This is a genomic window from Alcanivorax sediminis (genome assembly GCF_009601165.1).
Lineage (GTDB): Bacteria > Pseudomonadota > Gammaproteobacteria > Pseudomonadales > Alcanivoracaceae > Alcanivorax > Alcanivorax sediminis.
Genome location: NZ_WIRE01000001.1, coordinates 944,996 through 968,083, shown reverse-complemented (window position 1 = coordinate 968,083; position 23,088 = coordinate 944,996). Strand labels below are relative to the sequence as shown.

The 23,088-nt window shown below is 58.8% G+C and carries 23 protein-coding genes; 5 read left to right on the top strand and 18 right to left on the bottom strand.

Annotation, left to right across the window (positions count from 1 at the left end; translation table 11 throughout):
* Positions 1–149: 149 nt before the first annotated feature.
* Positions 150–1,250, top strand: coding sequence for an alpha/beta fold hydrolase (locus GFN93_RS04265; protein WP_153499202.1), 1,101 nt, complete (start codon positions 150–152; stop codon positions 1,248–1,250).
* A gap of 38 nt (positions 1,251–1,288) precedes the next feature.
* Positions 1,289–1,879, top strand: coding sequence for a class I SAM-dependent methyltransferase (locus tag GFN93_RS04260; RefSeq protein WP_235901643.1), 591 nt, complete (start codon positions 1,289–1,291; stop codon positions 1,877–1,879).
* Between the two features lie 218 nt (positions 1,880–2,097).
* Here GFN93_RS04260 and GFN93_RS04255 read toward each other — a convergent pair whose 3' ends face one another.
* From GFN93_RS04255 to GFN93_RS04230, 6 genes are all read right to left on the bottom strand, one after another.
* Entirely contained in the window at positions 2,098–2,688 is a 591-nt protein-coding gene (locus tag GFN93_RS04255; protein WP_153499200.1) for a GNAT family N-acetyltransferase, read from the bottom strand.
* 217 nt (positions 2,689–2,905) lie between these two features.
* On the bottom strand, positions 2,906–3,640 hold the full coding sequence (locus GFN93_RS04250; protein ID WP_153501815.1) for a sulfite exporter TauE/SafE family protein: 735 nt from the start codon (positions 3,638–3,640) through the stop codon (positions 2,906–2,908).
* A 9-nt stretch (positions 3,641–3,649) separates the two neighbouring features.
* Positions 3,650–4,444, bottom strand: coding sequence for an SDR family NAD(P)-dependent oxidoreductase (locus GFN93_RS04245; RefSeq protein ID WP_153499199.1), 795 nt, complete (start codon positions 4,442–4,444; stop codon positions 3,650–3,652).
* Complete coding sequence (locus tag GFN93_RS04240) at positions 4,441–5,379, bottom strand: SDR family oxidoreductase (protein ID WP_153499198.1); 939 nt, start codon at positions 5,377–5,379, stop codon at positions 4,441–4,443. Before GFN93_RS04240 ends, GFN93_RS04245 begins: the two co-directional genes overlap by 4 nt.
* Positions 5,361–6,281, bottom strand: coding sequence for a bile acid:sodium symporter family protein (locus tag GFN93_RS04235; protein WP_153499197.1), 921 nt, complete (start codon positions 6,279–6,281; stop codon positions 5,361–5,363). The genes GFN93_RS04240 and GFN93_RS04235 overlap by 19 nt, the downstream gene beginning before the upstream one ends.
* A 1-nt stretch (position 6,282) precedes the next feature.
* Positions 6,283–7,572, bottom strand: a complete 1,290-nt coding sequence (locus tag GFN93_RS04230) for a flavin-containing monooxygenase (RefSeq protein ID WP_153499196.1) — start codon at positions 7,570–7,572, stop codon at positions 6,283–6,285.
* A gap of 126 nt (positions 7,573–7,698) precedes the next feature.
* Here GFN93_RS04230 and GFN93_RS04225 point away from each other — a divergent pair, with 126 nt between their 5' ends.
* Positions 7,699–8,664, top strand: a complete 966-nt coding sequence (locus GFN93_RS04225) for an AraC family transcriptional regulator (RefSeq protein WP_153499195.1) — start codon at positions 7,699–7,701, stop codon at positions 8,662–8,664.
* Here GFN93_RS04225 and GFN93_RS04220 read toward each other — a convergent pair whose 3' ends face one another.
* The 5 genes from GFN93_RS04220 to GFN93_RS04200 all read right to left on the bottom strand — a co-directional run bounded on the left by GFN93_RS04220 (position 8,665) and on the right by GFN93_RS04200 (position 12,746).
* Positions 8,665–9,936 (bottom strand): O-acetylhomoserine aminocarboxypropyltransferase/cysteine synthase family protein, encoded by a 1,272-nt coding sequence (locus tag GFN93_RS04220; protein ID WP_153499194.1) that lies wholly within the window; start codon positions 9,934–9,936, stop codon positions 8,665–8,667. It abuts the gene before it with no gap.
* A gap of 56 nt (positions 9,937–9,992) precedes the next feature.
* Positions 9,993–10,859: a crotonase/enoyl-CoA hydratase family protein gene (locus GFN93_RS04215; protein ID WP_153499193.1), complete on the bottom strand. Its 867-nt coding sequence runs from the start codon at positions 10,857–10,859 to the stop codon at positions 9,993–9,995.
* Positions 10,860–10,861: 2 nt separating this feature from the next.
* Positions 10,862–11,644 (bottom strand): helix-turn-helix domain-containing protein, encoded by a 783-nt coding sequence (locus GFN93_RS04210; RefSeq protein WP_153499192.1) that lies wholly within the window; start codon positions 11,642–11,644, stop codon positions 10,862–10,864.
* Between the two features lie 43 nt (positions 11,645–11,687).
* Positions 11,688–12,179: an Mpo1 family 2-hydroxy fatty acid dioxygenase gene (locus GFN93_RS04205; RefSeq protein WP_153499190.1), complete on the bottom strand. Its 492-nt coding sequence runs from the start codon at positions 12,177–12,179 to the stop codon at positions 11,688–11,690.
* A gap of 156 nt (positions 12,180–12,335) precedes the next feature.
* A complete protein-coding gene (locus tag GFN93_RS04200; protein WP_153499189.1) occupies positions 12,336–12,746 on the bottom strand; it encodes a CBS domain-containing protein in 411 nt (136 codons plus the stop codon).
* Between the two features lie 186 nt (positions 12,747–12,932).
* On the opposite strand from GFN93_RS04200, the gene GFN93_RS04195 reads away from it, so the two are divergent.
* Positions 12,933–15,674, top strand: coding sequence for an ATP-binding protein (locus GFN93_RS04195; RefSeq protein WP_153499187.1), 2,742 nt, complete (start codon positions 12,933–12,935; stop codon positions 15,672–15,674).
* A complete protein-coding gene (locus tag GFN93_RS04190) occupies positions 15,667–16,470 on the top strand; it encodes a mechanosensitive ion channel family protein (RefSeq protein WP_153499185.1) in 804 nt (267 codons plus the stop codon). Before GFN93_RS04195 ends, GFN93_RS04190 begins: the two co-directional genes overlap by 8 nt.
* 3 nt (positions 16,471–16,473) lie before the next feature.
* On the opposite strand, the gene GFN93_RS04185 is transcribed toward GFN93_RS04190, so the two are convergent.
* The 7 genes from GFN93_RS04185 to GFN93_RS04155 all read right to left on the bottom strand — a co-directional run bounded on the left by GFN93_RS04185 (position 16,474) and on the right by GFN93_RS04155 (position 22,867).
* A complete protein-coding gene (locus GFN93_RS04185; protein WP_153499184.1) occupies positions 16,474–16,713 on the bottom strand; it encodes a hypothetical protein in 240 nt (79 codons plus the stop codon).
* Positions 16,714–16,807: 94 nt separating this feature from the next.
* Positions 16,808–17,680 (bottom strand): metal-dependent hydrolase, encoded by an 873-nt coding sequence (locus tag GFN93_RS04180; protein WP_153499183.1) that lies wholly within the window; start codon positions 17,678–17,680, stop codon positions 16,808–16,810.
* An 88-nt stretch (positions 17,681–17,768) separates the two neighbouring features.
* Positions 17,769–18,713 (bottom strand): GGDEF domain-containing protein, encoded by a 945-nt coding sequence (locus GFN93_RS04175; protein WP_153499181.1) that lies wholly within the window; start codon positions 18,711–18,713, stop codon positions 17,769–17,771.
* Positions 18,714–18,715: 2 nt separating this feature from the next.
* Entirely contained in the window at positions 18,716–19,228 is a 513-nt protein-coding gene (locus tag GFN93_RS04170; RefSeq protein ID WP_208993717.1) for a methanogen output domain 1-containing protein, read from the bottom strand.
* A gap of 225 nt (positions 19,229–19,453) precedes the next feature.
* Positions 19,454–20,041: a 16S rRNA (guanine(966)-N(2))-methyltransferase RsmD gene (rsmD, locus tag GFN93_RS04165; RefSeq protein WP_328594235.1), complete on the bottom strand. Its 588-nt coding sequence runs from the start codon at positions 20,039–20,041 to the stop codon at positions 19,454–19,456.
* Positions 20,028–21,542, bottom strand: a complete 1,515-nt coding sequence (locus GFN93_RS04160) for a M16 family metallopeptidase (protein ID WP_328594234.1) — start codon at positions 21,540–21,542, stop codon at positions 20,028–20,030. Before GFN93_RS04160 ends, rsmD begins: the two co-directional genes overlap by 14 nt.
* Positions 21,539–22,867 (bottom strand): M16 family metallopeptidase, encoded by a 1,329-nt coding sequence (locus GFN93_RS04155; protein ID WP_153499174.1) that lies wholly within the window; start codon positions 22,865–22,867, stop codon positions 21,539–21,541. Before GFN93_RS04155 ends, GFN93_RS04160 begins: the two co-directional genes overlap by 4 nt.
* Positions 22,868–23,088 lie beyond the last annotated feature (221 nt).

Genomic DNA, 23,088 nt, shown 5'->3' with positions numbered 1-23,088 from the left:
ATTCGATCATCCATTACCCTACCGGCACGCCATCGAAGTCACCATGGACCGGCACACAGAACGCCGGCATTTTACGAAGCGTTACGAATGACACCGTGACAGGACCTGCCAACAACGGCTATCTAGTGTCCGACCAGGGAGCACACACAATGAAGAAAGTCGGGCATCAAGTGGGAGGGCTGGCGCAGCTGGTTACCCGCTTTGGCAATGAAATTACCCAGGTGGTGCAAGACATGCACGGCGCCATCGCCAACCCGTTCGGGGTGCGCGGGCACGACTACACCCCCGCCCCCATGATCTACAACCTGATTCGTTATGGCTTTCGTCAGGCGGGCAATGCTGCAGGCTTGGCCGACCTGCTCGCCGACCCAAACCGGGAACTTCGCGACAGCCTGGATCTGCAAAGCATCCTGAATGGCATCTTCGGGCAGCTGCTGGTGGAACAGAACAGTAGCTATGCACTGCCCATGACGCTTCTGCCGAAACAGGAGGCCAGCACCGACACCTCAACCCTGGTGATATTCATTCATGGCCTGTGCATGAACGACGCCTGCTGGAACACACCGGCCGCAGACGGCTTTAGCCAGTGGGCCCGCAGCCATCTCAATGCAGACGTCCACTATCTGCGTTACAACACCGGCCTGCATATCTCCGACAACGGTCGCAAGCTGGCCGGGCTGCTGGCCCACACCGCCCTGCCAGAACGTGTGATCCTGATCGGCCACTCAATGGGAGGTCTCGTGGCGCGCAGTGCGCTGCATCAGGCGCGGCAACGCAACGACAGCTGGGCGGACAAGGTCAGCCATCTGGCGTGCCTGGGCGCGCCCCATCAAGGCGCCCTGCTGGAAAGGATTGGCAACAATGCCAATCGCCTGCTGGCCGCAACGCCCTGGTCGAAACCACTGATGCGATTGGGCAACCTGCGTTCCGATGGCATCCGCGACCTGCGTTTCGGTTACGTGCTCGAAGAGCAATGGAAACACCGCCCCATTGATGAGGTACTTCCCAGCGGCAAGGTGCCGTTGGATCCCACCGTCAAGCAGCTGTTCATTGCCGGCAGTGTCAGCGAGCCTGAGCACCCGAAACCCCAGGGCGACTGGCTGGTGTCCGTGGACAGCGCTCTGGCCACGCGCCTTTACCCGCAAGCACCTCTGCTCACCCGGGAGCTGTTCTGGCAGATGGGACACATGACCATGATTGAAGAAAGCCGCACCTTCGCGCGGGTGCAACAGTGGCTGGAACAGCATTAATGGAGTGCACGCTTTGCCAGGCAAGTGCGGCGACCTTCATGCAAGTAGACGGGCGGGAGTATTTTCGCTGCCCCTGTTGCCAGCTGACGTTTGAGCACCCACAAAAACTGCCCACTCCGGATGAGGAAAAGGGGCAATACGACCTTCACGAGAACCGCCCGGATGACCCCGGCTATCGGACATTCCTGTCACAACTGGCTGCCCCGCTCATGACGAGACTGGCGCCAGGTGCCAGCGGTGTAGATTTTGGCTGCGGCCCGGGCCCGGCGCTGGCAGCCATGCTGAACGAGAACGGCTTTGCCTGTGATACCTATGACCCGATCTATGCACCGGGCCTGTCACGCCTGGCAGCGCAATACGACTTTGTCACCTGTACTGAAGTGATTGAGCACCTGCACCAGCCGGCGCGGGAATGGACATGGTTTGCCGAACATGTGAAACCGGGGGGCTGGCTGGGCATCATGACCCGTTGGCTCACGGACGATACCGCCTTTGCCAGCTGGCATTACCGGCGTGACCCCACCCACGTCTGTTTCTGGCAGCCCGCCACGTTTGAGTGGCTGGGCCGCCAGCAAGGGTGGGAAGTGCACCTGACGGGCAACCCCGTGGTGCTGATGCAGAAGCGCTGAAGCTTCAGCTGGCTACCACCACTGCCACCGCGACGGCCAGCAGGGCCATGGGAATGATGATCAGAACGCTTTTAACCAGACGCTCCGTGAAGACTGACAACCTGTAGTGTAATTCCATTCTTATCCCCTTCTTACCCCTGCCGCGATGGTAGAAGAGATAACGGCCCGAAAAATCCCCCACTTGGGGTATAGGCGCCAGTTTCTAGTCAATTATTTGTTTACAGGCTGTGCATCCAGAACTGCATGCGCTTGTGCGAAGGCTGGGAATCACCCACGTCTGTCCAGTCGAAATCGGCCACCAGCTGGTTCTGTGGAAAATACCCACGGCTGCGCCAGAAGGCATCCAGGGGGCGGTAGTCCGCAGGCCTGGCCGGGTGATCCTCCGGGCGCTGCACGGCGCAGAACGTGGTGTTTTGAAAACCAAAATCCTCGGCATACTGCTCGCGCAGATCGAAGAAGCGATGGCCTATACCCTGCCCGCGCCAATCTTTTTTCAACACGGATTCACCAAAATAAAATACCGTGGACAGATCCGCGCCCAGCATACGAAACGGGGCCTGAAAGGCATCGTCAGCTTCTTTCAGTGGCAGACCGGTTGCTGCACCGACCAGCTTGTTGAATTCCAGCGCCAGCACGAAGACGCTGCGGTCGGACTGGGCATAACGATCCAGATAGCGACGCTCGTATTCCAGATCACCGTCGTAGAGGTAAGGAAAGTCCCGAAACACCTCAATCCGCAGCTGCGCCAGTTCATCCAGCCAGGGCTCCACGGCGATACCGGTAACCGGACGAATTTCCACTGAAGACATGCAGGCCCCTCGAGAGACAGATCAGGAACTGAATCAATAGCACGATGAGCGGGGGGAGGAAAAGGGCGGGGAGACGAGTTACAAGCTGCAACACGAAACAAGGCATCAGATGAATCCGGCGCCGTGCCCGCGCACCCTTTTTCCTGATTCGCGGGCACGGCATAGCGAGTGGTATGGCATTGTCCGCGCTGTAGCTTGCAGCTTGCAGCTTGAAGCTCTAAGGCCGCATCAAGATCAGCCCGGTAATCCACAACACCACAAACACGGCCTGCCGGAAACGCTCTTCATTGACGCGATGGTGGAGCCATTCGCCTAGCAGCATGGCGGCAATGACCACAGGCACCAGCATGCCAATCTTCGGAGCCGCCGGCAGCAAGGAGCCATCAAACAGAAATACCACGGTGAGCAGGCTATTAAGCGACAGCCAGACCAGGATCAAAGTGGCTCGAAAGCGCTGCTTGTCCAGCTGCAGACCACTGAGGGCATAGACCAGCAACGGCCCACCGGAAGCAAACAGGCCATGGGTGATACCGGCCAGGAACATCCAGCAGCGCGACCACCAGTTGGCGTGGGCGCGCACCTCCAGCCCCCTGAACATACGCCACAGCTCACGGCTACTGAACCACAACACCAGCAGTCCAAAGCCCTGGCGCAGATAGTCATCCCCCAGCCAGGGGCGCAGCCCATAGCCGCCAAGGGTACCCAGCACCATCAATGGCAGGATCAGTTTCCACAGGGTCGGCCAGTGAATATGGCGGCGATGCCGCCAGCTCAGGGTGCTGCTCATGACGATATTGAGCGGCACCAGCACCGGCAGAATCTCCGGAATCGGCAGCACCAGCGCCCCCAGTGACAGGGCGATGACGATGCTGCCGAAGCCGGTCATGGCCTCAGTCGTAAAGGCAAAAAAGATGAATGCCCCCAGCAACAGCCAGGGCCACATAACCACCATATCCAAGGACTACTGCTCCAGTTCGGAAGCGAACTTGCGCACCATCATGCGCTGGTAAAGGTCTGGCGCAAGCCGCCACAGCAAGCTGGCAAACCAGGTGAACCGATCCGGAAACAGCCGCTTCTGTTTTTTGTTGTAGGCCAGGAACACGCGCTCCGCCAGATCTTCCGGCGTCTGCATCTTCCCCACCATGGAGCGGGCATGGGCGGCCGGCTTGCCGTCATGGCCCAGGGCATTGGTCTCAATCGGTGTATCCAGAAAGCTGGGATAGACCATCAGGATATGCACACCGTAGCGAGACACCTCGCAACGAAGGACTTCAAAAAACTGCCCCAGCGCACTCTTGGCACTACAGTAACCGGCCCGGCCCAGCACCGGCATCCAGCCGGCCATGGAGCCGATATTGATAATGCCGCCGCGGCTTTGTTTGAGCTGCGGCAACAGAACGGTAGCGAGCTCCACCGGTGCGGCCCAATCTACCTGCATGACCTTGCGAAACACAGGCATCTCGGTTTTTTCCGCCAGCGAGCGGTGAGTAATACCCGCATTGTTGACCAGCAGATCCAGCGCAAAGGGCTGCGACTGTAGCCACAAAGCCAAGGCGGTGATGGCGTCACCATCGGTCACGTCCAGCGTCCGACAGATCACCCGATCTACATCTACCTGAGCCAGGTATTCAGCGCGGGCTTGCAGCAACTCGGCATTCATGTCCGTGAGAATCACCCGGTAACCCAGGGCAAAGGCCTGCCGGGATAATGCCCAGCCCAGCCCTGACGCTGCGCCGGTAATCAGTACCGTCTTCATGAGCCCTGCCTCGCGCCAGCAGCCTCCAGATAGAAACGGAACACTTCTTCCGAACTCTTTCTGGGCTGGTAACCGAATTCGTTCTTCAAACGCTGGTTGCTGAGCACCGGCCGATAGCGCAAGAAGTTGATCTGCGCCGGGGTGTAACCGGTCAGGCCCAACTTGTTGCCCAACCACAGGCCCGCACGCAGCACACCGGCGGGAATGGCGATCACCGGTTTGCCGAGGATGCGCCCCAGCTCATGAATGCTGAGTGCGCCATCACCGGCCAGATTGAAACAGCCGCGGGCTTCCTCGGTGACCCCTTTTTCGATGATACCCAGTACGTCCTGATCCCAGATAAACACAAACGGAGAAGGCGAGCCGGCCACCGCCAGCAAACGCTTGCCTTCAAACAGGCGGGTAATCAGATTCCTGGTGCCCGCGCCCAATACGGTCCCAGGCCGCAATACCAGTTGGGCCAGCTGCGGGTATTGTTGGCGGTAGGAGGCGAGCAGCTCCTCCACCTGGCGCTTGTGATCGGAATAGGCGAATTCGGGATTCCCGCGCAGCGGATCCTGCTCATCCAGCCAGGCGGGATTATCCGCATGGTAGCCATAGGCCGCGCCGGAGCTGGTCACCACCAGCTGGCGCACACCATTGGTCACACAGGCTTCCAGCACATTGCGCGTGCCATTCACATCGATGTCGTAATCACGCTGCCGGTCGCCGGAATCTTCCAGCACGGCCGCCAGATGCACCACCTGCTCAATGCCATGCTCACGGATCAGCTCAGACAACGCCGAGTCGCGCACGTCCATCACATGAAATGGAAAGGTGGCGGTCGGGTCCGGGCGAATATCCACGCCCACCACAAAGTGGCGCTCCGCCAGTGAACGGGCCAGCAGGCTGCCGATGTAGCCACCGGCGCCGGTGATCAGGATACGTCTTTGCATGGCGCATCCTCCGCGGCCTGGTCATCGCCAGAATGGCGTCCCCACCAGAAGGCCAGCAACAAGCCGGTGACCAGATGCCAGACGCCCCAGAAGGCGGCGATCAGAATCATCTCGCTGGCGTCCGGGAAGAAGGTGAACAGGATCGCCAGCCCCAGACCAGAGTTCTGAATCCCCACCTCGATAGTGATGGCACGCCGGTCATTGCGTGGCAGGCCGGTCAGGCCTGCCGCAAAGGCACCCAGGCCCAGTGCCAGCAGGTTTTGCAGCACCACCAGTCCGACGATGCGATCCGCCGTGGCCAGGAACACATCCATGTTGTTGCCGAAGGCCACGCCAACGAACAGGAACAGTACCAGCAGGGTAACGACCCGCATGGGTTTCTGGGCGGCCTGGGCAAACGCCGGAAACGCCTTGCCCATCAACATGCCGATAACCAGCGGCAGCCCCAACACCAGCGCCACCAGCACCAGAATGTCCATGCTGTCGAGCTGGATTTCGGTGAGGATGCTACGGGTGTTCGGGTTGATGTAGCCGTACAGGGCAAAGTTAAACGGTGTCAGGAACATGGCGGCCAGACTGGAGACCGCAGTCATACTCACCGACACGGCCACATTGGCCCGCGCCAGCCAGGTCATGATGTTGGAAAAGGAGCCACCGGGGCAGGACGCCACCAGGATCATGCCCAGTGCCAGCTGGGGATCCACATCGAAATACCAGGTGGTCAGGCAGGTCGCTGCCGGTAACAGGACGAACTGGGCGATCAGGCCAACGATGGGGGCGTCCGGGCGCTGCAGCACACGACGAAAGTCGGCGCCAGTCAGCGACAACGATACCCCGAACATCATGAAGGCGAGGATGACATTCAGGATCAGCAGGTTATTACTGCCAAAATGCACTTCCATATCACACCCCCTTCAATTCGGTGATGTGCGTGCCCACCGCCTTGCGGTAAGTGTCCTTGTGAACATAGTAGGCCATGCGCGCCAGCTTGAGGTAATCAAGACCACCATCCAGTGTCTTGCCGGCTTCGGCGGTGGCTTTCTTCTCAAGGGCCGTAGCCAGAGGCAGCCCTTTCTGTTTGGCCTGCAGATACAGCGCGACCATTTCTGCCTGTTCGTTGCGTCCCTCCCAACCGAGCCCGGCCGCTTCCACCATGCCCATGATGAACAGGTTGCGATGCTCGGGATGGAACACGTTGAGGTACAGCTGTGGCGCATCATGCCCCTGCCAGTTCAGCTCCGCGGCGTCGATGAAGGGATAATCCAGCTTGTAGCCGGTGCCCATCAGAATCAGGTCATACACCCGTGACTGGCCATCGGAGAAGGTCACCGTCTTGCCAGAAATCGCTGCAATATCACCATGGGGGGTGATGTCCCCGTGCCCGAGGTAATGCAGGATCAGGGAATTGATGACCGGGTGGGATTCATACAACTTGTAATCCGGATCAGGCAGACCGTAATCGCTGGGCTTGCCAATCAGTAACTTGATCAGCGCCGCGTCCACCTTCTGTTTCACCGCCCGGGGCAGCGTGAACTTGCCGCCGAAGCTGTCAGTAGGCTTGCCCATGATGAACTTGGGCAGGAAGTAGTAACCCCGGCGCACGGACATGTCCACACTGGCCGCCCGGTGCACGGCATCCACGGCAATATCACAGGCCGAGTTGCCACACCCCACTACCAACACCCGCTTGCCCGCAAACACATCCGCACTGCGGTAGTCGCTGGAATGCATCAGCTCGCCGTCAAACTCACCAGGCAGGCTTGGCATGTTGGGTTTGTGCAAGGTTCCGTTGGCGATCAGCACCCCCTCAAAGCGACGAGTCTGTTGCTCGCCCGCCTTGCTGGTGGTCACTTGCCAGCCGTCACCATCGCGCACCACGTTTTCCACCCGGGTGGAAAATTCGTAGTGTTCATACAGACCGAACTGACGCGCATAGCTCTGGAAATAGCGCTTCATTTCGCTGTGGTGCGGATAGGTGGCAACGCCCTCCGCCATGGGGAATTCCTTGAATTCCGTCATGCCCTTGGAAGAAATCAGGTGAGCGGATTCGTACATCGTGCTGTGCGGATTGTCGATGTCCCACAGACCACCCACATCGGAGTGCAGATCGAATCCAATGAACGGAATGTCGTATTTTTTCAGGTTGCGGGCGGTTGCAAGCCCCATGGGGCCGGCCCCTATCACTGCGTACATGCTGATACCACTCTTGTTGTTTTACTGAGCCGCACTCAGAATTTGTTATGATCTTTACTGTACGGTCAGCCGGCATCTGCCTCACGGCCAATTCAGGACCACCCCACGGTTAATTCGAGACAGGCCATGTCACAACAACTCACGGTCACCGTGCGCTATACCCAGGCTATCAGTCAGGCAGCGGCCAAACTCGGCTTCTCGCTGCCGGAAGATCTGCAGCAGGCATTTGCCGAGCAGGAAAGGGTGAGCCTGGCGCTGCAGGGCCAGATCTGGGAAAGCTTCTGCTCCCAGGCCGAGGATGCGCTGGTGGGGGTGCGGTTTGGGCTGGCCCTGGAGGTAGGCCACCTGGATACCGCCGGCATGGTGCTGATGAGCTGTGACACTGTGGCTGATGCCATGGAAAGCCTGATCGACTATTACCCCATCGTGGGCGAAGGCGGCACCTTTGAATTCGAGATTCAGGGCGAGGAATGCATTGTCAGCTACCAGCCTCAATACCGGGAGCGACAACAGGAACGCGTGGAAGCTGCACTGGCCTCATTACTGCAACTGTCTCGCTGGTCCACCGGTGGCAAGCTGAAAGCCCTGCGTCTGGAGTTTGCCCATGCGGCGCTGGACGACAACCGTCGTTATGAAACCCTGCTCAATGTGCCGGTGCGCTTTCTTTCCAGCCGAAACAGCCTGGTGATTCCTGCCAGCAGTCTCGACCTGCCACTGATCTACGCCAACCCGGCGCTGTGCCAACACCTGCGCACCCTGGCCGATCAGGTACTGCACTCCCTGGATGATCAATCGCTCAGCGCCCAGGTCTCCGAACTGGTCCGCCAGCACCCTCACTGGGGTAAGGAAAAGGTAGCCGACAGCCTGTCCATGAGTGGCCGCCATCTGGTGCGCAAGCTGGGTGAGGAAGGCAGTAGCTTCAAACTGCTGCGAGATGGCCTGCTACAGGGCATGGCCGAAACGAAACTGCAGGAAGGCGCTCGCCTGAGTGATATTGCCGAGGCGCTGGGATTCTCAGACGAAAGCGCTTTTTCAAAAGCGTTCAAACGCTGGACCGGCATGACGCCGGCCCAGTTTCGCGGAAACGGCTGATCAGACCTTGTCGAGGGCCTGGGTGATATCCGCGAGGATGTCATCGATATGCTCGATACCCACAGACAGCCTCACCAGATCAGCACTGACGCCGGCACTTTTCAGTTCCTCATCATTAAGCTGACGGTGGGTGGTAGTGGCCGGATGACAGGCCAGTGACTTGGCATCGCCAATATTCACCAGGCGCTTAATCATCCCCAGCGCGTCAATGAATCGCGCACCGGCTTCACGGCCGCCCTCAATGCCAAAACTGAGGATGGACGACGGCACCCCACCATCCATGTATTTCTGCGCAGCCTGATAGTCCTGATCGGTTTCCAGCCCGGCAAAATTCACCCAGCTGACCTTGTCATGATCGCGCAGGAACGCCGCAACTTTCATGGCGTTTTCGCAGTGCCGTTCCATCCGCAGGCTAAGGGTTTCGATGCCTTGCAGAATCAGGAACGCATTCATGGGGGACAACGCCGCGCCCATGTTGCGCAGTGGCACCACCCGGGCACGACCGATAAACGCCGCCTCGCCCATCGCTTCCACATACACCACCCCATGGTAGCTTGGATCCGGCTTGTTGAATTGCGGGAAGCGCGGATTGTCTTTCCAGGGAAACTTGCCGGAGTCCACAATCGCGCCGGCAATGGTCGTGCCGTGGCCACCCATATATTTGGTCAATGAATGCACCACGATATCGGCACCGTGTTCAAACGGACGACACAGCGCCGGCGTAGCCACAGTGTTATCGACGACCAGGGGCACCCCTGCGGCATGGGCCACTTTTGCCAACGCGGCCATGTCCACCACATTGCCGGCCGGGTTGCCGATGGATTCACAGAACACCATCTTGGTGTTGTCATCGATGGCTGCAGCAATGGACTCAGGATCACGACCATCGGCCATGCGCACCTCAATGCCCTGGTTGGGCAAGGTGTGAGCAAAAAGATTGTAGGTGCCGCCATAAAGCTGGCTCACCGAAACAATATTGTCTCCAGCACGGGCCAGCGTCTGCACCGTGGCGGTGATGGCGGCCATACCAGACGCCATGGCCAACGCCCCGATGCCTCCCTCCAGCAGAGCCACTCGTTCTTCAAGGACCGCATTGGTGGGGTTCATGATGCGGCTATAAATATTCCCCGGCACTTTCAGATCGAACAAATCAGCCCCGTGCTGGGTGTCATCAAAGTAGTAACTGGTGGTTTGATACATCGGCACCGCCACCGCATGGGTTTGCGGATCGCCGTCAAAACCGCCATGAATGGACACGGTTTCCTTTTTCATCTTTCTCTCCCTGCCAACCATAAAAAAGGCCGCCGTAAGGCGGCCTGAAGAAGGTGTTATTCAAGCGGAGGTTCCAGCCAGAAATCAAATTGTTTCGGCACATCTGCCAGTGACGTCTCAAAACGCGGCGCACGTTTTTCCAGGAACGCGGTAAAGCCATCGCGGCCATCCCAGAAGGTGTGGGACCAGTAAATCATTTTGGATTCCACCACATGCGCCTGCATTGGGTGATCCAGCTCCGGGTTCCGCCACAGCATATGTCGCGCCAGCGCCACCGCAACAGGCGAGCTCTTGGCAATCAGTTTTCTGGCCATGCATCGTGCCACGTCCAGGACTTCACCCTTGTCGTGGGCACTGTGGAACAGCCCTGCTTCCACACCTTCCTCGGCCATGAAGATGTCACCACTGAGCACCCACTCCAGCGCTTTCTGTCGTCCCACCACTCGCGGCAGGAACCAGGACGAGCAAGCTTCCGGAGTAATGCCACGCTGGGTAAATACAAAGCCAATCTTGCTGTTCTCCGCCACCAGGCGGATATCCATGGGCAGGGTCATGGTAATGCCCACCCCCACGGCGGCTCCATTAATGGCGCCGATTACCGGTTTGCGACAGTTGTAAATCGCCATGGACAACTCACCACCGGAGTCACGAATCAGCTCCAGCGGGGGATCCATCCCCTCGGCATCGTCATAACCGAACAGGTTGCCGCCATCTTCCGGCTCCATCTCCATACCGGCGCAGAACACCTTGCCCGCCCCGGTCACGATAATGGCGCGCACCTCGTCATTGCTGTCAGCGGCCTCCAGCGCATGGATGAGCTCATCCTTCATCCGCAGGGTGAAGGCATTCATTCGCTCAGGACGATTGAGGGTGATGGTCAGGATGTTCTCGGATACTTCGGTCTTGATGTCCTGGTATTGCATGGCTACTCCAAGAAGGTTGTTCTTGTTTGGGCAGGAAGATTGACCACCTGCACCGATTGACCCCGAGCATAGCGCGATGGCAAGGCATCGAACATGGCGCGAAGCGTCCTGTTCAGGTGAGGTTGATCGTAAAAGCCAGCGGCCACCGCCAGCTCGGTCAGCGTCATGCCGCTTTCCCACAGGGCAAGGGCCCGCTGGCATTTCAGGTGAAGGACAAACCGCTTGAAGGTAACGCCCAGCTGTTCACTGAACAGGCGCCGGAAGCGGGAGGCCGACAGATTGGCTCCGGCCGCCAGCGTTTCCAGGTCAAGACTGTTATTTTCCCGCAATTGCTGGCAAGCCATGACAATCCGCGCATCCGGTGGACTGGCGGGCGTCCTCCCCCGCAGTGCTTGTACGAAGGCCTGCGCCTGCTCAGCGCGGGGCTGGTCATCCGCCAAGGCCCACAGGTCTTCACGCAACGACGCCAGCGGAAGCGTCTGATCTGCGTCGGCTCCTCTCAGTGCCCACCACGCCGGCTCATCCGGATCCAGGTGCATCACTGCCAGCGGGGCGTGACTGCGCAGGGACTGACGGACCTCCGGCGCCACGGTCACCAGCGGCTGGCTAAGCGATGTGTCGTTCAGAGACACTTGCAGGGCATCTTCCAGCCCGACCAGAAGCGAGGCTGCCACGTGCTGGTGGGGCCGGTTCTCCATGGCGGAGAGCAGCACCAGCCAGCCCCCCTGCCAGATGTAGAGGGGCGACAACAATCGCGAAGTGAAATCCGGCGAAGAAACAGTCATGCCGGGATAATGCCCGGCGAGAGCCGGGCGAACAATCTGCCGATCAGGCCGAAACGCCTCCACGGCGCAGCCCCAGCTTGTGAGCCAGCTCGATGGACACAAACATGGGCCCCACCAGCAGGAAGACCAGGTCATCCACAAAGGACGGCTTCTTGCCCTCTACCTTGTGCCCCCACACCTGCACCGCCCAGGCAATCAGCCATACTGCTGCACTAGTCCAACCCAGCGAAAGACCGCTACGATCCACCGCCACAATCGCTGCCAGCGACAACGCCAGCCAGCCCGACATCAGCACCGTCATGCCCATGGACATACGCAGGTAGAAGGGCATACACAGGGCGGCCAGCAAGGTGCCGCCATTGATCCAGTACGCCAGTGAACCCTCAAGTCCCAACCAGCGCCCCAGCGGAATCAACCAGAACAGACCGATGGTAGAAACAAAGATGGCCGGCACACAGACGATGTGCACCCACTGGTTGACCGGGTTGCGGTGACTTTCACTGTAATCAGCAAGAAAGGTATGTAGATCACGCATGGGAGCGCTCCCGAATTGTTTTATCAATTCGCAGACTACCCACATGGCAAGAAGGAAAATTGTACGCAGGGGCCAAGAGGAAAGCGGGACGACTGGTGCCAAAAGCCAAACGATGACTCCCCCAGGCTTTCAAGGGGCTGGCATCAGGTGCTCAAGTCAGGCATCGCAAGCGCGCCGGGTATCCTTCAGGGCTCTCAACACCTGATGGCGACTGAGCATGCCCACCAGCCGGTTCTGATCATCCACCACCGGATAAACCTTGGGTTTCTGGGTCACCATCAGTTCCGCCACATCTACCAAAGAATCTTCCTCGCCCACCGTCAGAGGCTGGTCGTGCATGAATTCATCCACGATCAACGAACCCTCGCAGTGGTAGCTGGAGATCAGCAACTTGCGCAGACAATCCTGCTCCGACACAAAGCCCACTACCCGGTGGTGCTCATCCACCACCGGCAAGCCGGATGCCTTGTTCTGCAGCAACTGCTCTACCACCTGGGTAAGCTCGGTACCCAGAGCGATGGCGGAAGGATGCTTGCCCATCAATGCACTGACTGTCAGATCACTCATTGTCTTGTCCTTCACATACGCCTTCCCTTGACTATAGCACCCTGCTGCAGCGTTGCCTGCGGTATTCCCCAATGGCATGAATAAACGCTCGTTATGACAAAAGGTGACGTCAACTCCCCCCCTTCCTACAATGGGGCTCGCTGCCACCCCGAATTCAGGGCCAGACCAAGGAAACAGGAATCGCGAATGGGATCGCACCGCACACCACTGCCCGGCTTTGTGATGGCGCTCTGCCTGCTACTGTTGCCAGTGGCAGCTGCCGCCTCGTCGGCCTGTGAAGAAGCGGGTCAACTGCTTCTGACCATGGAGCGCGAGCAGCAACAGTTAGCTGACGACCGTGACCAGCTTCAGCGCTACCTTGATGGCCAGGTCCCCACCCGCCAACAGCTGGTCGCTCTGGTTGGCCAACCGCTGGATCGCACTCTGCCTGCCCTGCCGATCAAGGCACCGGCCAGAAATCTTGAAATACCCGAATGCCCGGCGCTCAAGAATGACCTTGAGGCCATGCAGCGGCAGCTGGGCAAACTGGACCAGCGTCTCCTTACCCTGCGGCACCAGTTCACGGATCGCACCCTGGCGCAACGGCGAGTCATGCTCGCCCTGATCGAACTGAACCAGACGCTTGAACCCCTGATCAATGACAGCACCATGGATCCGGCCATCAACCAGGGCGCACTGATTCTGCAGGGGATTCTGACTCGTACCTGGACCCTGATACCGACCCTGACGTCAAAAACCGAGCGACAGTTCTGGCAACAACTGGATCAGCTCTGGTATGACCACCCGGAACTACCCGCTCCGACCCAGGTGACCCCGGAGTATCGCGTCCTGATCAAGGCCAGGCTGGACCTGCAACGGCAGATTCGCACCCTGCGCGGGGATATCTGGCAACAACGCCAGATACTGAGGCTGATCAGCGATATTGGCGGCCTCAGTGAGGCCCCGGCGCTGCTGGCGCATGAAGCCAAACGCATCGGACAACGGGCGCTGGATACCCTGGTGTTGATCCGTTACGACCTCAACGCCCCGATTCGCGGCAGCGGCTATATGCCTCTGGTGCAGAACCTGCTGGCACTGGTGCTGGGCATTGCCGGTTTTGTGCTGCTGGTGAAGCTGGCACAACGTACCCGTGTCTGGGCTATCGGCCTGCATGAAAAAGTCATTAGTGTCAGCGGCCAACGTCGCTGGGTCCGCAATGCCAGTCGCCTGATCAGCGGCATCGCCCCCATGCTGCCCTGGATTCTGCTGTGGATGATCCTTACCCAGCTTCGTCTGCAACTGAACACGCCCCCTACCAAGGTGCTGTACTGGCTGCTGCCCTTTGCCAGGCTGTATGTCATCTATGGCCTGCTGACTCTGATGGGGGAATGGCTGATCGGCCGCGTTGCCCAGAGCGCGGGTACCTATCTGAGCGGCGATCAGGCCCAACAGAACCTGGATCACTCCCGCCGCATTGCCCGCTGGCTGATCATCCCCTGGTTCCCGTTGCTGGTGGTGTGGGAAAGCCTTGGCCCGTCGTTGCTCTACTACCTGATGCAGGCCGTCGTCATCGTCTGCCTGTATCTGGCGCTGGGCCGTTTGCTGGCACTGCGCAGCAAGGATTACCTCGTCTGCCTGCAATCCATTCTGCCTTCTCGCCTTGACCCGCTGGCGGAACGATTGCTGGGCGAAAAGGGCTTCCCGGTGTTTGCACCGCTACTGCTGCCGGTGGCCCTGATCAGCTTCCTGGAAAGCTTTGTCGACCGGATCCTGATGGATTTTGAGTGGTACATGAGCTTCAAGGCGCGCTGGTTCCGACTGCGCACCCGCATTGCCAACGAAGAAGAGGATGAGTCCACCCAAGGCAATGAAGGGCCCACCGAAGGCGATTATGAACGCTGGTTTGCACAGAATGTGCCGGAAGGCACCAAGCTGCCGATTATCGATACCGGGCTGGTGGGGGCCATGGAAAAAAGTATCCAGCGCTGGCACGACAACAAGACGGATGAAAATGCACTGGTCGTCTCCGGCGAAAAGGGCAGCGGCAAAAGCATCAGCATCAACAAGCTGAAAAGTGCGCTGGAAAAAAGCTGTGAAGACCTCAGTGTCATCGATATCAAGGTACCGGCACGCACCACACAACCGGCCGATATTCTGGCCCTGATTGGCAAGACTCTGGACGTTGACCTGGCAGAAAACGGCATTGCCGAACTGGTTAACAGCGATGTCGATCGCAAACCGACGCTGGTCGTTCTCGACGAAGCCCAGAATTTCTTTCTCTCCCAACAGGGAGGCCTTGAAGGCTGGCGGCAGGTGCTCAGCTTGGTCAATGCCAGGCTGGATAACGTGTTCTGGCTGCTGCTGATCAACAACCAGAGCTGGGCTTACCTGTGCAACGTCTTTGGTCGTGACTATCAGTTCCGCAACACCATCAAGGTGAAGCGCTGGCCCCAATCGGACATACGCTCCCTGATCCTGTCGCGCAATCATCTCAGCGGTTACAAGGTACGCTACGATGAGGTGCTGTTATCGTCACGCGGCCCGGAAGCAGGCAATGTCCGCAATGCAGAGCAGCGTTATTTCAGCTTGCTGTGGGATGCCTGTCGCGGCAACCCCCTGGTGGCGCTGCGGCTGTGGCTCACGTCCATCAAGGTCCAGGGCCGTGAGGTACTGGTGGGCCTGCCTACCCCACCCTCGGCGGGCATCCTCGACACCATGGGCGAGAACGCCCTGTTCGTGTATGCCGCCATCGCCACCCATGGCACCCTGGCCAGCCACGAAATCAGCAGTGTCACCTGCCTGCCGGATAACGTGGTGCGCTATGCATTGAAAGGCGGTTTTGACGCCGGTTTTTTACAGAAAGCCGAAGATGGGCGCTATCGTCTGGTGCCATTGTGGTACCAGCCGGTGATCAGTTACCTGACAAGGAAGAATCTGCTCAATGAATGATGGGAATATCGTCAATGACCTGGCGGTAGTGGTTGAGCTGTTCAACATCTACGCCATCGTGCTGCTGTCCATCGGCGGCTTCCTGCTGTGGGCGCTTAACTGGGGCATCAGCAAGGCCAGCCAGAAAATTACCGAGAAACTGCCGACCCGACGTTTTCTCATACTGCAGATCACCACCCTTGTCGGCTTTGTTCTTTATACCGTCGGTTCCATCGCCTTGATCGTTGGCGTATTGCAACCGCCAAAGGAGTTCATGCTTGCCGCTGGCGGCTCCATTGCCGTCGCGCTGGGCTTCGCCCTGAAGGATATTGCCGCCTCACTGGTGGCGGGTTTGCTGCTGCTGTTTGATCGCCCTTTCCGGGTCGGCGACCGGGTCAGCTTCGATAGTGTCTATGGAGAGATTGTTTCCATTGGCCTGCGTACCGTGCGCCTGCAGACGCTGGATGACAACCTGGTCACCATTCCCAACTCCCGCTTTATTACTGATGTGGTCGCCTCCGGCAACGCCGGCGAGCTGGACATGATGGTGGTTACCGATTTCCATGTGGGCCTGGATGCGGATCTGGAAGAGGCTCGCGCCATCATTGAGGAAGTGATCTTCACCAGCCGCTTCGCCTATCTGAAGAAACCGGTGACGTTTGCCATCGAGGAAATTGAGGTGGGCTACCGTCTCGCCATCCGCCTGCGCGCCAAAGCCTATGTGCTGGACGTGCATTACGAGAAAGCGTTCCAGAGTGACATCGTGGTGCGCGTATCCAAGCGCTTCGCCGAGGCGGGGGTGATCCGGCCTGCCTGATGGCTACCGGCCAGACTTTTTCTGCTCTTCCAGCAATCTTTCCACCTCCTCACGGGGCAGGTAGTCCAGATCCCAGTGGTTGGTGAATGTCTCTTTGAGCCGGCGACGGCCGCGATGCAAGTCATCCGGCGTCTCCCCGCCATGGGCAGGATGGTATTCCACATGAGAGGGATCAGAAGTAGCGTCTTCTGGCGGCTCCGGAGAGGGGAAAAACCGTTGCTTCAGTGCTGTTAACCAACGCATGAGCGCCTCCGCACAATGTCGATACCCCCACCCTGCCAGAAGGGGCGTGAACGTTCCATTGTCAGGCGCTCTGCATCAGGACTCTAGCGAATCATCATGCGGCCAGTTCAGGGCGCCCCATCATGTTGGCAAGGCGAATCAGCGCCCGCTTGCGCAGATGCTCGCTGTCACGTTTGGAAGGATGGAAATCTCGCTTGTAATACGCGACGTAGGATTTACCCAGCTTGCGCAACCAGCCGGGTTTACCCAGCAACCAGTTAAACCCGTTGAGCACGGATTTCCAGTCGGTGGGATCATCCATCTCATTACGCAACTGCCAGTAATGGAAGAAGGTGAAGCCGATAAACTCCACCGTAGTGAAGGCCATTTCCGAACTGCGCACCCAGTAGCTGTCGACCTGGTCCTGGAACACATCAAACGCCACGGCTTTATGCTCACTTTCCTCAATGGCATGCCAAAGCCAGAGCGGCACCATCCGCTCATCCATGCCTTTGATAAATTCCGGATTCTCCAGAATCATTTCCGCCAGCATGGCAGTGAAGTGCTCCAGCGCACAGGTTTTGGCCAGCTGCCGCTCCGGAGATAAAACCTTCGCCATGAACTTGAGTCCATCTTTCACGAAGGCATCCACTTTTTTGGTGGGCACTCCTTTTGATTCCATGAATTCATTAAAGGCGTCGTGCTCGTTGCCGTGATGCGCTTCCTGACCGATGAAGCCCTTCACCTGTTCACGCAGCAGTGGATCCTGAATGTTTTTCTGGAAATGTCTAACCGAGCGAACGAAAAAGCGCTCGCCCTCAGGGAAGGTACAGGACAACGAGGTAAGCAGTGTGGACTTGAACTGGTCGTTGTCGAACCAGTAACGGGGCATGGAAGGATCAAACTTGAAGTCCATGCGCCGCGGTTGTATCTCGCTCTGGTTTATTTTTTTCTTGGCAGAAACTTGCGTATTGGTCTGAGCAGTCATGAGCGTCCTCCTGGGTCCCATTCAATATGAGCCACAGGAAGATGGGACACTAGTGCAAGTTGTGCCATTTTTAACCGCCGCCGGATGCTCAATTGTCCGTTTTCAGTAACGCTGCCTGGTCTCTGCCCTGGGCCTTCGCCAGGTAAAGTGCCTGGTCAGCCTCTCGCATCAGTGCAGCGGGGGACAACGGGAGCCCAGGCAACCAACTGGCGGCGCCGATGGACAGCGTGACTGGCACCCAGCGCTCGTCACAACCCTCATCTGCGGTTTTTTTGTTCGCGCTACGCAAGGCCATTACCAGCCGCCAGGCCACATCTTCTGCCCCCCTGCGGTCCGTATTCGGCAGCAGAACAGCAAACTCCTCACCGCCAATTCGCGCCACCTGATCCCCTTTGCGAACCAGCGACGCTGACAGCAGTGAGGCCACGGCACACAGCACCTTGTCTCCGGTGTCATGACCGTAATCATCGTTAATCCGTTTGAAATAATCCAAGTCGACCAGCAACAGCGAAAACGGGAAAGCATTGTGCCTCGATTCCCTGCAAAGCTGTTCCAGCCAGCAATCAAACGCGCGACGGTTGGCGATGCCGGTGAGAGGATCCTGATTGGCCTGGGATAAGGCGGCACGTTCAGACTCCCTTGCCCGCACATAACTTCGTTGCAACGACGCCTCGCGGCGACGAATCTCGGAAAGACGACTCATGCCACCGACCACCAGATCACGCGGGAAAAACTCAATCAGGTAACAATCCTGCCATTCGTCATCAAGGCAGACGCGGGAACTGGCCGGATAATATTCCGCCAGAGGACCAATAAGCCGGGTCGCCAGATGCGCGCAATACCGGTTACGACGAACCATCCGGAGAAAGGATTCCGTGCGGATCGAGACCAGCGCATCAATACGCGAAGGCTCCTCGTCATTCAGCAGGCGACGGGTATGAGCGTTGATCGCCTTGATGCTGCCCTGCCCATCCATCAACACTACAGGCAAAGAGATCGCGTTCAGAATAGCGAGGCATTCCTGCGTGACCATGGTCAGCCATCCGCTGAGAAATATTCACGCCCGGAGGCCCCTTCTTCAGGAGTCAGGCTGACAACCACTCGACATTGGGAGTCACCGTTGGCGATGGCCTCGGTAATTTCCACCCTGGCATAGCCGGTATTCTCTGCGGCGATCACGCCAAAGACATTGGATGTCATCATGCACAGAGCAGGGCGCCCCTCAACATAACGCCCGAACGGGCATCGCCAGTTGCCGAGGACAATTCGGTCTTCGTGCTGCTCGATGATGTAGAAATCACCACCGATACGGCGCTTGAGATCCACCATCACGGCAGCGACCTGAGACTTGTCGAGCCCTGACACATTCAGTGCAGAGCGATAGCTGGCATTAATCTCGTCACCCATTTTCTGGCCGACAATCGAGACCAGCCCTTCGGCCTGCTCCAGGCCAGCCACATCCTGTATGGCCTCGGCAAGGTAGCCAAGCAGTTCACGAAGAAAGCGGTCCTGATTGAGCGGAATTCGTGCCGAGCTTACCTCGTCCATGGTCATCCCTCCCCGGGCGCTCCGCCCGGAAGTCACCCCGGCAGGGCGCCGGAATATTTGAGACACATTTCACACTATTCTGATTCTGGACGGGATCAGACAGAAATGCGCCCAAATGTTCATAGCTTTGGATGAATGGTGATCACCATTGCCCTAAAGGGTAGCGGTGACCGTGACGCCGACAGCTTGCACCTCGGGCAACTGGCTTGCTTCAGCTCTTAACCCCTAGGCCCGCCGAAACAGCCGGGCATGAATTTCTCCCGCCTGTTTTTCCCGATGCAGAGACCAGTTCGCCGGCACCCCAGGCACCGCCCCCTGACGGCGGGATTCCACATAGATAAAGGCGTCATCTGCCAGCCAGCCGCGAGCCTCGAGATCCGCACAGGCGGGTTCAGCCAGCCCCAGGTCATAGGGTGGGTCCACAAACACCAGATCAAAGGGCTGGGCGGGCTGGTGGAGCCAGAGCATAGCGTCATGACACTGGATGCTGACCCTGTCTGCAAACATGGGCTGCAACTGGCGCTGCAGATCCGCTACCCGGTCGCGCTGCTTCTCGATCAACACCGCCTCACGGGCGCCACGGCTGAGAGCCTCGGCACCCAGCACCCCGGAGCCGGCAAACAAATCCAGCACGCGCAGGCCGGGCAATTCGAACTGCAGCCAGTTAAACAGGGTCTCTCGCAAGCGATCAGAGGACGGGCGCAGATCGCCGCCATGATCGACAAACTGCAACCGCAGCCCACGTTTGTCGCCGCCGATGATCCGCACCTGCCCTTTGCTGGCCGCGCTGGCGCGGCCTTTATTCTTTGCCACGGCCAGCCTCATCTGCCACGGCCGCCAGCTCACTGCCGGGGGCCTCATCGACCGGAACAATTTCCGGCGCTTTCGGGCCGATGCTGACAATAGCCAGATTGTCGGCATTCAAGGCTCGCTGGAACGCCTGACGAATTTCTTCCGCCCCCACGGCTCTGACTTGCTGGCTGAACTGCTGCAAATAATCCAGTGGCAGATCATAGAAACCAATAGCGCCCAGCTGACCAATGATGTCACTGTTGTCCGCCGTTCCCAGTGCAAAGCCACCGAGGATACTGGTACGCGCCTCTTCCAGCTGGCTGTCGGTAGGCCCTTGCTGGATAAACTGCTCTACCAATTGCAGAGTCAGGCTCAGTGCCTGATCGGCATTCTCATTGGCCGTCTGGAACGACACCCGGAAAGGCCCACCGGACGCCATGGCCGAGAAGCCACTGCCAATACCGTAGACATAACCACGCTTCTGGCGCACTTCGTCGGTCAGGATGGACGCAAAGCCTCCCCCACCCAACACCATGTTGCCCACATACAGGGCAACGTGATCCGGATTACCCCGCCAAGTGCTCTGGTTGCCGATCAGAATGCTGGTCTGGGCAGAGGGAAAAGTGATGTGTTCCCGCTTGCGGCTCTGCAGCGGGGTGGCACGGGCCAGTGTCGGCGCGGCTTCACCAGCCGGTAATGCTGCGCTGATCTGTGCCGCAATGGCTTCCGCCTGTTCACGGCTGACGGCCCCCACCATGGCAATCACCGCATTGCCAGCGGCATAGTAGCTCTCATAGAACTGCTCAAGCTGCTTGCGCTGAATGGCTGGCAAGCTTTCCAGTGTGCCATCACTGGCGATGCCGTAGGGATGCCCCTCATACAAGGTGGCCATGAACGCCTTGTTGACCTGGGGACCCGGCACCTGCTTTTCCATGCGAAGGCCTTGCATCATCTGGGTACGAATACGGGCCAGCGCCTCTTCAGGGAATGAGGGCGTACCGATCACCTTGCCAAACAGGTCCAGCACCGGTTCGCGGAACTCCGGGTCCGACAAAGTGCGCAGGCTGATCACGCCCATGTCGCGATAGCTGCTGCTGGAAAACTCGGCACCACGATCTTCAAAGCCGCGGGCAATATCATCCACGTTCAGGCCCTTGGTACCTTCCCCCAACAGCGCACTGGTCATGGAGGCCAAACCGGCCTGATCGCCATCACGGGCGCTGCCTGCGTCCATCACCAGACGGATGTCCAGCATCGGCAGTGCATCGCTGGCTACGAACAGCACTTTCGCACCCTCCGCCGTCTGCCACGACTGGATGTCCAGTACCGGCGCCCCAGGCTGGCTGGCCGCCACCTGCGCTTCGGTGGTGGGGAAGTTCGCCGCCGGATTCAGGGAAGCACAGGCGCTCAACCAAATGGCCGACACCACAGTAGCGACACGAAGCAGCAACCCGCCGCACCATGCCGCGCCCTGCACCGCACTGTGTTTTTCGAAACTCGTTACTCGCAACTCGATACTCACTTCCCTTCCCCTTGCTCCGGCTGAACATGACCGACAGCAAGGCGCTCCGGCACAAGCCATTGCTGCGCCACGCGCTGTACATCTTCCGCAGTCACTTTGGCCAGTTCGTCGCCGAACTTCTCAGAAAGCGCCAGATCCAACCCTAGAGTACTCAATGTGCCCAATTCCATGGCCTGCCCCATGACCGAATCCTTCTCATACACCTGGCCTGCCAGCACGCCGGCACGTACTCGCGCCATTTCTTCCTCGCTGGGCAGGGTGGTCTGCAATTTCTTTATCTGCTCACGCAGGGCACTTTCCACTTCATCCAGGCTGATACCCGGGTTGGGTGCCGCTTGCAGGGTAAAGGTGCCGTTGCCGCGCTGAATACCGGTGTAGGAGGCACCTGCGCCGGCCACCAGCTTTTGGCCCCGCACCAGGTCCGTTTCGATCCGCGCACTCATGCCGCCGTCCAGCACGCCTGACAGCATGGTCAGGGCATAGAAGTCGCGCTTGTCCTCAGCGGTGACCAGCGACGGTACGTTGTACGTCATGAACAGCGTGGGCACTTTTACCGGCAGTGTCAGATCGATTCGCCGCTCTCCCGCCGGCGGATTCACGGTCTGCTTCGGCCGCGGCGGCGTTTCCCCTGCGGGCAGGTCATCGAAGAACTTCTTCACCAGCGGCTCTACTTGTTTGCGGGTCACATCCCCGGCGATCACCAGGGTCGCGTTGCCCGGCACATAGAAACGCTGGAACCAGCTACGGGCCTGCTCCGGCTGCAGCTGGGATAACAGTGAACGCCAGCCAATGATGGGATGAGCATAGCCGGTACCCGGACGGGCCACCGCCTGAAACTTTTCCCAGGCCAATGCATTGGGGTTGTCATCGGTACGCATGCGACGCTCTTCCAGAACGACCTGCAGTTCCCGGTAAAACTCGTCGTCATCAATCTGCAGATTGGCCAGCCGCTCGGCTTCCAGCTCCAGCGCCAGGGGCAAGCGAGACACTTCATACTGCTGAAAATAGGCGGTGTAGTCATAGCTGGTGAAAGCGTTATCGCTACCACCATAGCGGGCAACCAACTTGGAAAAATCCCCTGGCTGGAGTTTCTCAGTGCCCTTGAACATCATGTGCTCAAGCACGTGGGCCAGACCGGTTTCAAACGGCGCTTCGTCAATGCTGCCTGCCTTGAACCAGACCATCACCGTGACCACCGGCGCCCGGTGATCCTCCCGAACCAGCACCTTGAGCCCGTTATCCAGCGTAAAACTGTGGGTCGCCAGTGACGCACTGGCCAGACCGGCCCACAGGCCCAGCGTCAGGCCCAGTATCCATTTCTTCATTGTGTATCCCATAGTCATTCGCCCCGGCGAAATGCCGCCGTGAAAGCTGCTCCCCTCTTCCCTTAATGGTAGGATAGCCGCGCACTCCGTCTGTGAGTGCCTGTTCCTGCAAGCGGGCGCTTTTTTATCGCCGGCATAGCATACCGGCTATTCGCCCCGCACATGCAGCCTGATTGTTGAGGAAGGGGATGTCACCCCTTCTTGTTTGGATATGACTGATC

Bases quoted from the DNA above. Each gene is read 5' to 3' on its own strand.
- GFN93_RS04255 (WP_153499200.1), bottom strand. From the start codon at position 2,688: ATGTCTTCAGTGGAAATTCGTCCGGTTACCGGTATCGCCGTGGAGCCC.
- GFN93_RS04185 (WP_153499184.1), bottom strand. From the start codon at position 16,713: ATGCGTTGGTTAACAGCACTGAAGCAACGGTTTTTCCCCTCTCCGGAG.
- GFN93_RS04225 (WP_153499195.1), top strand. From the start codon at position 7,699: ATGTCACAACAACTCACGGTCACCGTGCGCTATACCCAGGCTATCAGT.
- GFN93_RS04210 (WP_153499192.1), bottom strand. From the start codon at position 11,644: ATGACTGTTTCTTCGCCGGATTTCACTTCGCGATTGTTGTCGCCCCTC.
- GFN93_RS04220 (WP_153499194.1), bottom strand. From the start codon at position 9,936: ATGAAAAAGGAAACCGTGTCCATTCATGGCGGTTTTGACGGCGATCCG.
- GFN93_RS04260 (WP_235901643.1), top strand. From the start codon at position 1,289: ATGCAAGTAGACGGGCGGGAGTATTTTCGCTGCCCCTGTTGCCAGCTG.
- GFN93_RS04245 (WP_153499199.1), bottom strand. From the start codon at position 4,444: ATGAAGACGGTACTGATTACCGGCGCAGCGTCAGGGCTGGGCTGGGCA.
- GFN93_RS04170 (WP_208993717.1), bottom strand. From the start codon at position 19,228: ATGGACGAGGTAAGCTCGGCACGAATTCCGCTCAATCAGGACCGCTTT.
- GFN93_RS04195 (WP_153499187.1), top strand. From the start codon at position 12,933: ATGGGATCGCACCGCACACCACTGCCCGGCTTTGTGATGGCGCTCTGC.
- GFN93_RS04155 (WP_153499174.1), bottom strand. From the start codon at position 22,867: ATGAAGAAATGGATACTGGGCCTGACGCTGGGCCTGTGGGCCGGTCTG.
- GFN93_RS04240 (WP_153499198.1), bottom strand. From the start codon at position 5,379: ATGCAAAGACGTATCCTGATCACCGGCGCCGGTGGCTACATCGGCAGC.
- GFN93_RS04205 (WP_153499190.1), bottom strand. From the start codon at position 12,179: ATGCGTGATCTACATACCTTTCTTGCTGATTACAGTGAAAGTCACCGC.
- GFN93_RS04175 (WP_153499181.1), bottom strand. From the start codon at position 18,713: ATGGTCACGCAGGAATGCCTCGCTATTCTGAACGCGATCTCTTTGCCT.
- GFN93_RS04265 (WP_153499202.1), top strand. From the start codon at position 150: ATGAAGAAAGTCGGGCATCAAGTGGGAGGGCTGGCGCAGCTGGTTACC.
- GFN93_RS04235 (WP_153499197.1), bottom strand. From the start codon at position 6,281: ATGGAAGTGCATTTTGGCAGTAATAACCTGCTGATCCTGAATGTCATC.
- GFN93_RS04190 (WP_153499185.1), top strand. From the start codon at position 15,667: ATGAATGATGGGAATATCGTCAATGACCTGGCGGTAGTGGTTGAGCTG.
- GFN93_RS04230 (WP_153499196.1), bottom strand. From the start codon at position 7,572: ATGTACGCAGTGATAGGGGCCGGCCCCATGGGGCTTGCAACCGCCCGC.
- GFN93_RS04180 (WP_153499183.1), bottom strand. From the start codon at position 17,680: ATGACTGCTCAGACCAATACGCAAGTTTCTGCCAAGAAAAAAATAAAC.
- GFN93_RS04200 (WP_153499189.1), bottom strand. From the start codon at position 12,746: ATGAGTGATCTGACAGTCAGTGCATTGATGGGCAAGCATCCTTCCGCC.
- GFN93_RS04215 (WP_153499193.1), bottom strand. From the start codon at position 10,859: ATGCAATACCAGGACATCAAGACCGAAGTATCCGAGAACATCCTGACC.
- GFN93_RS04250 (WP_153501815.1), bottom strand. From the start codon at position 3,640: ATGGTGGTTATGTGGCCCTGGCTGTTGCTGGGGGCATTCATCTTTTTT.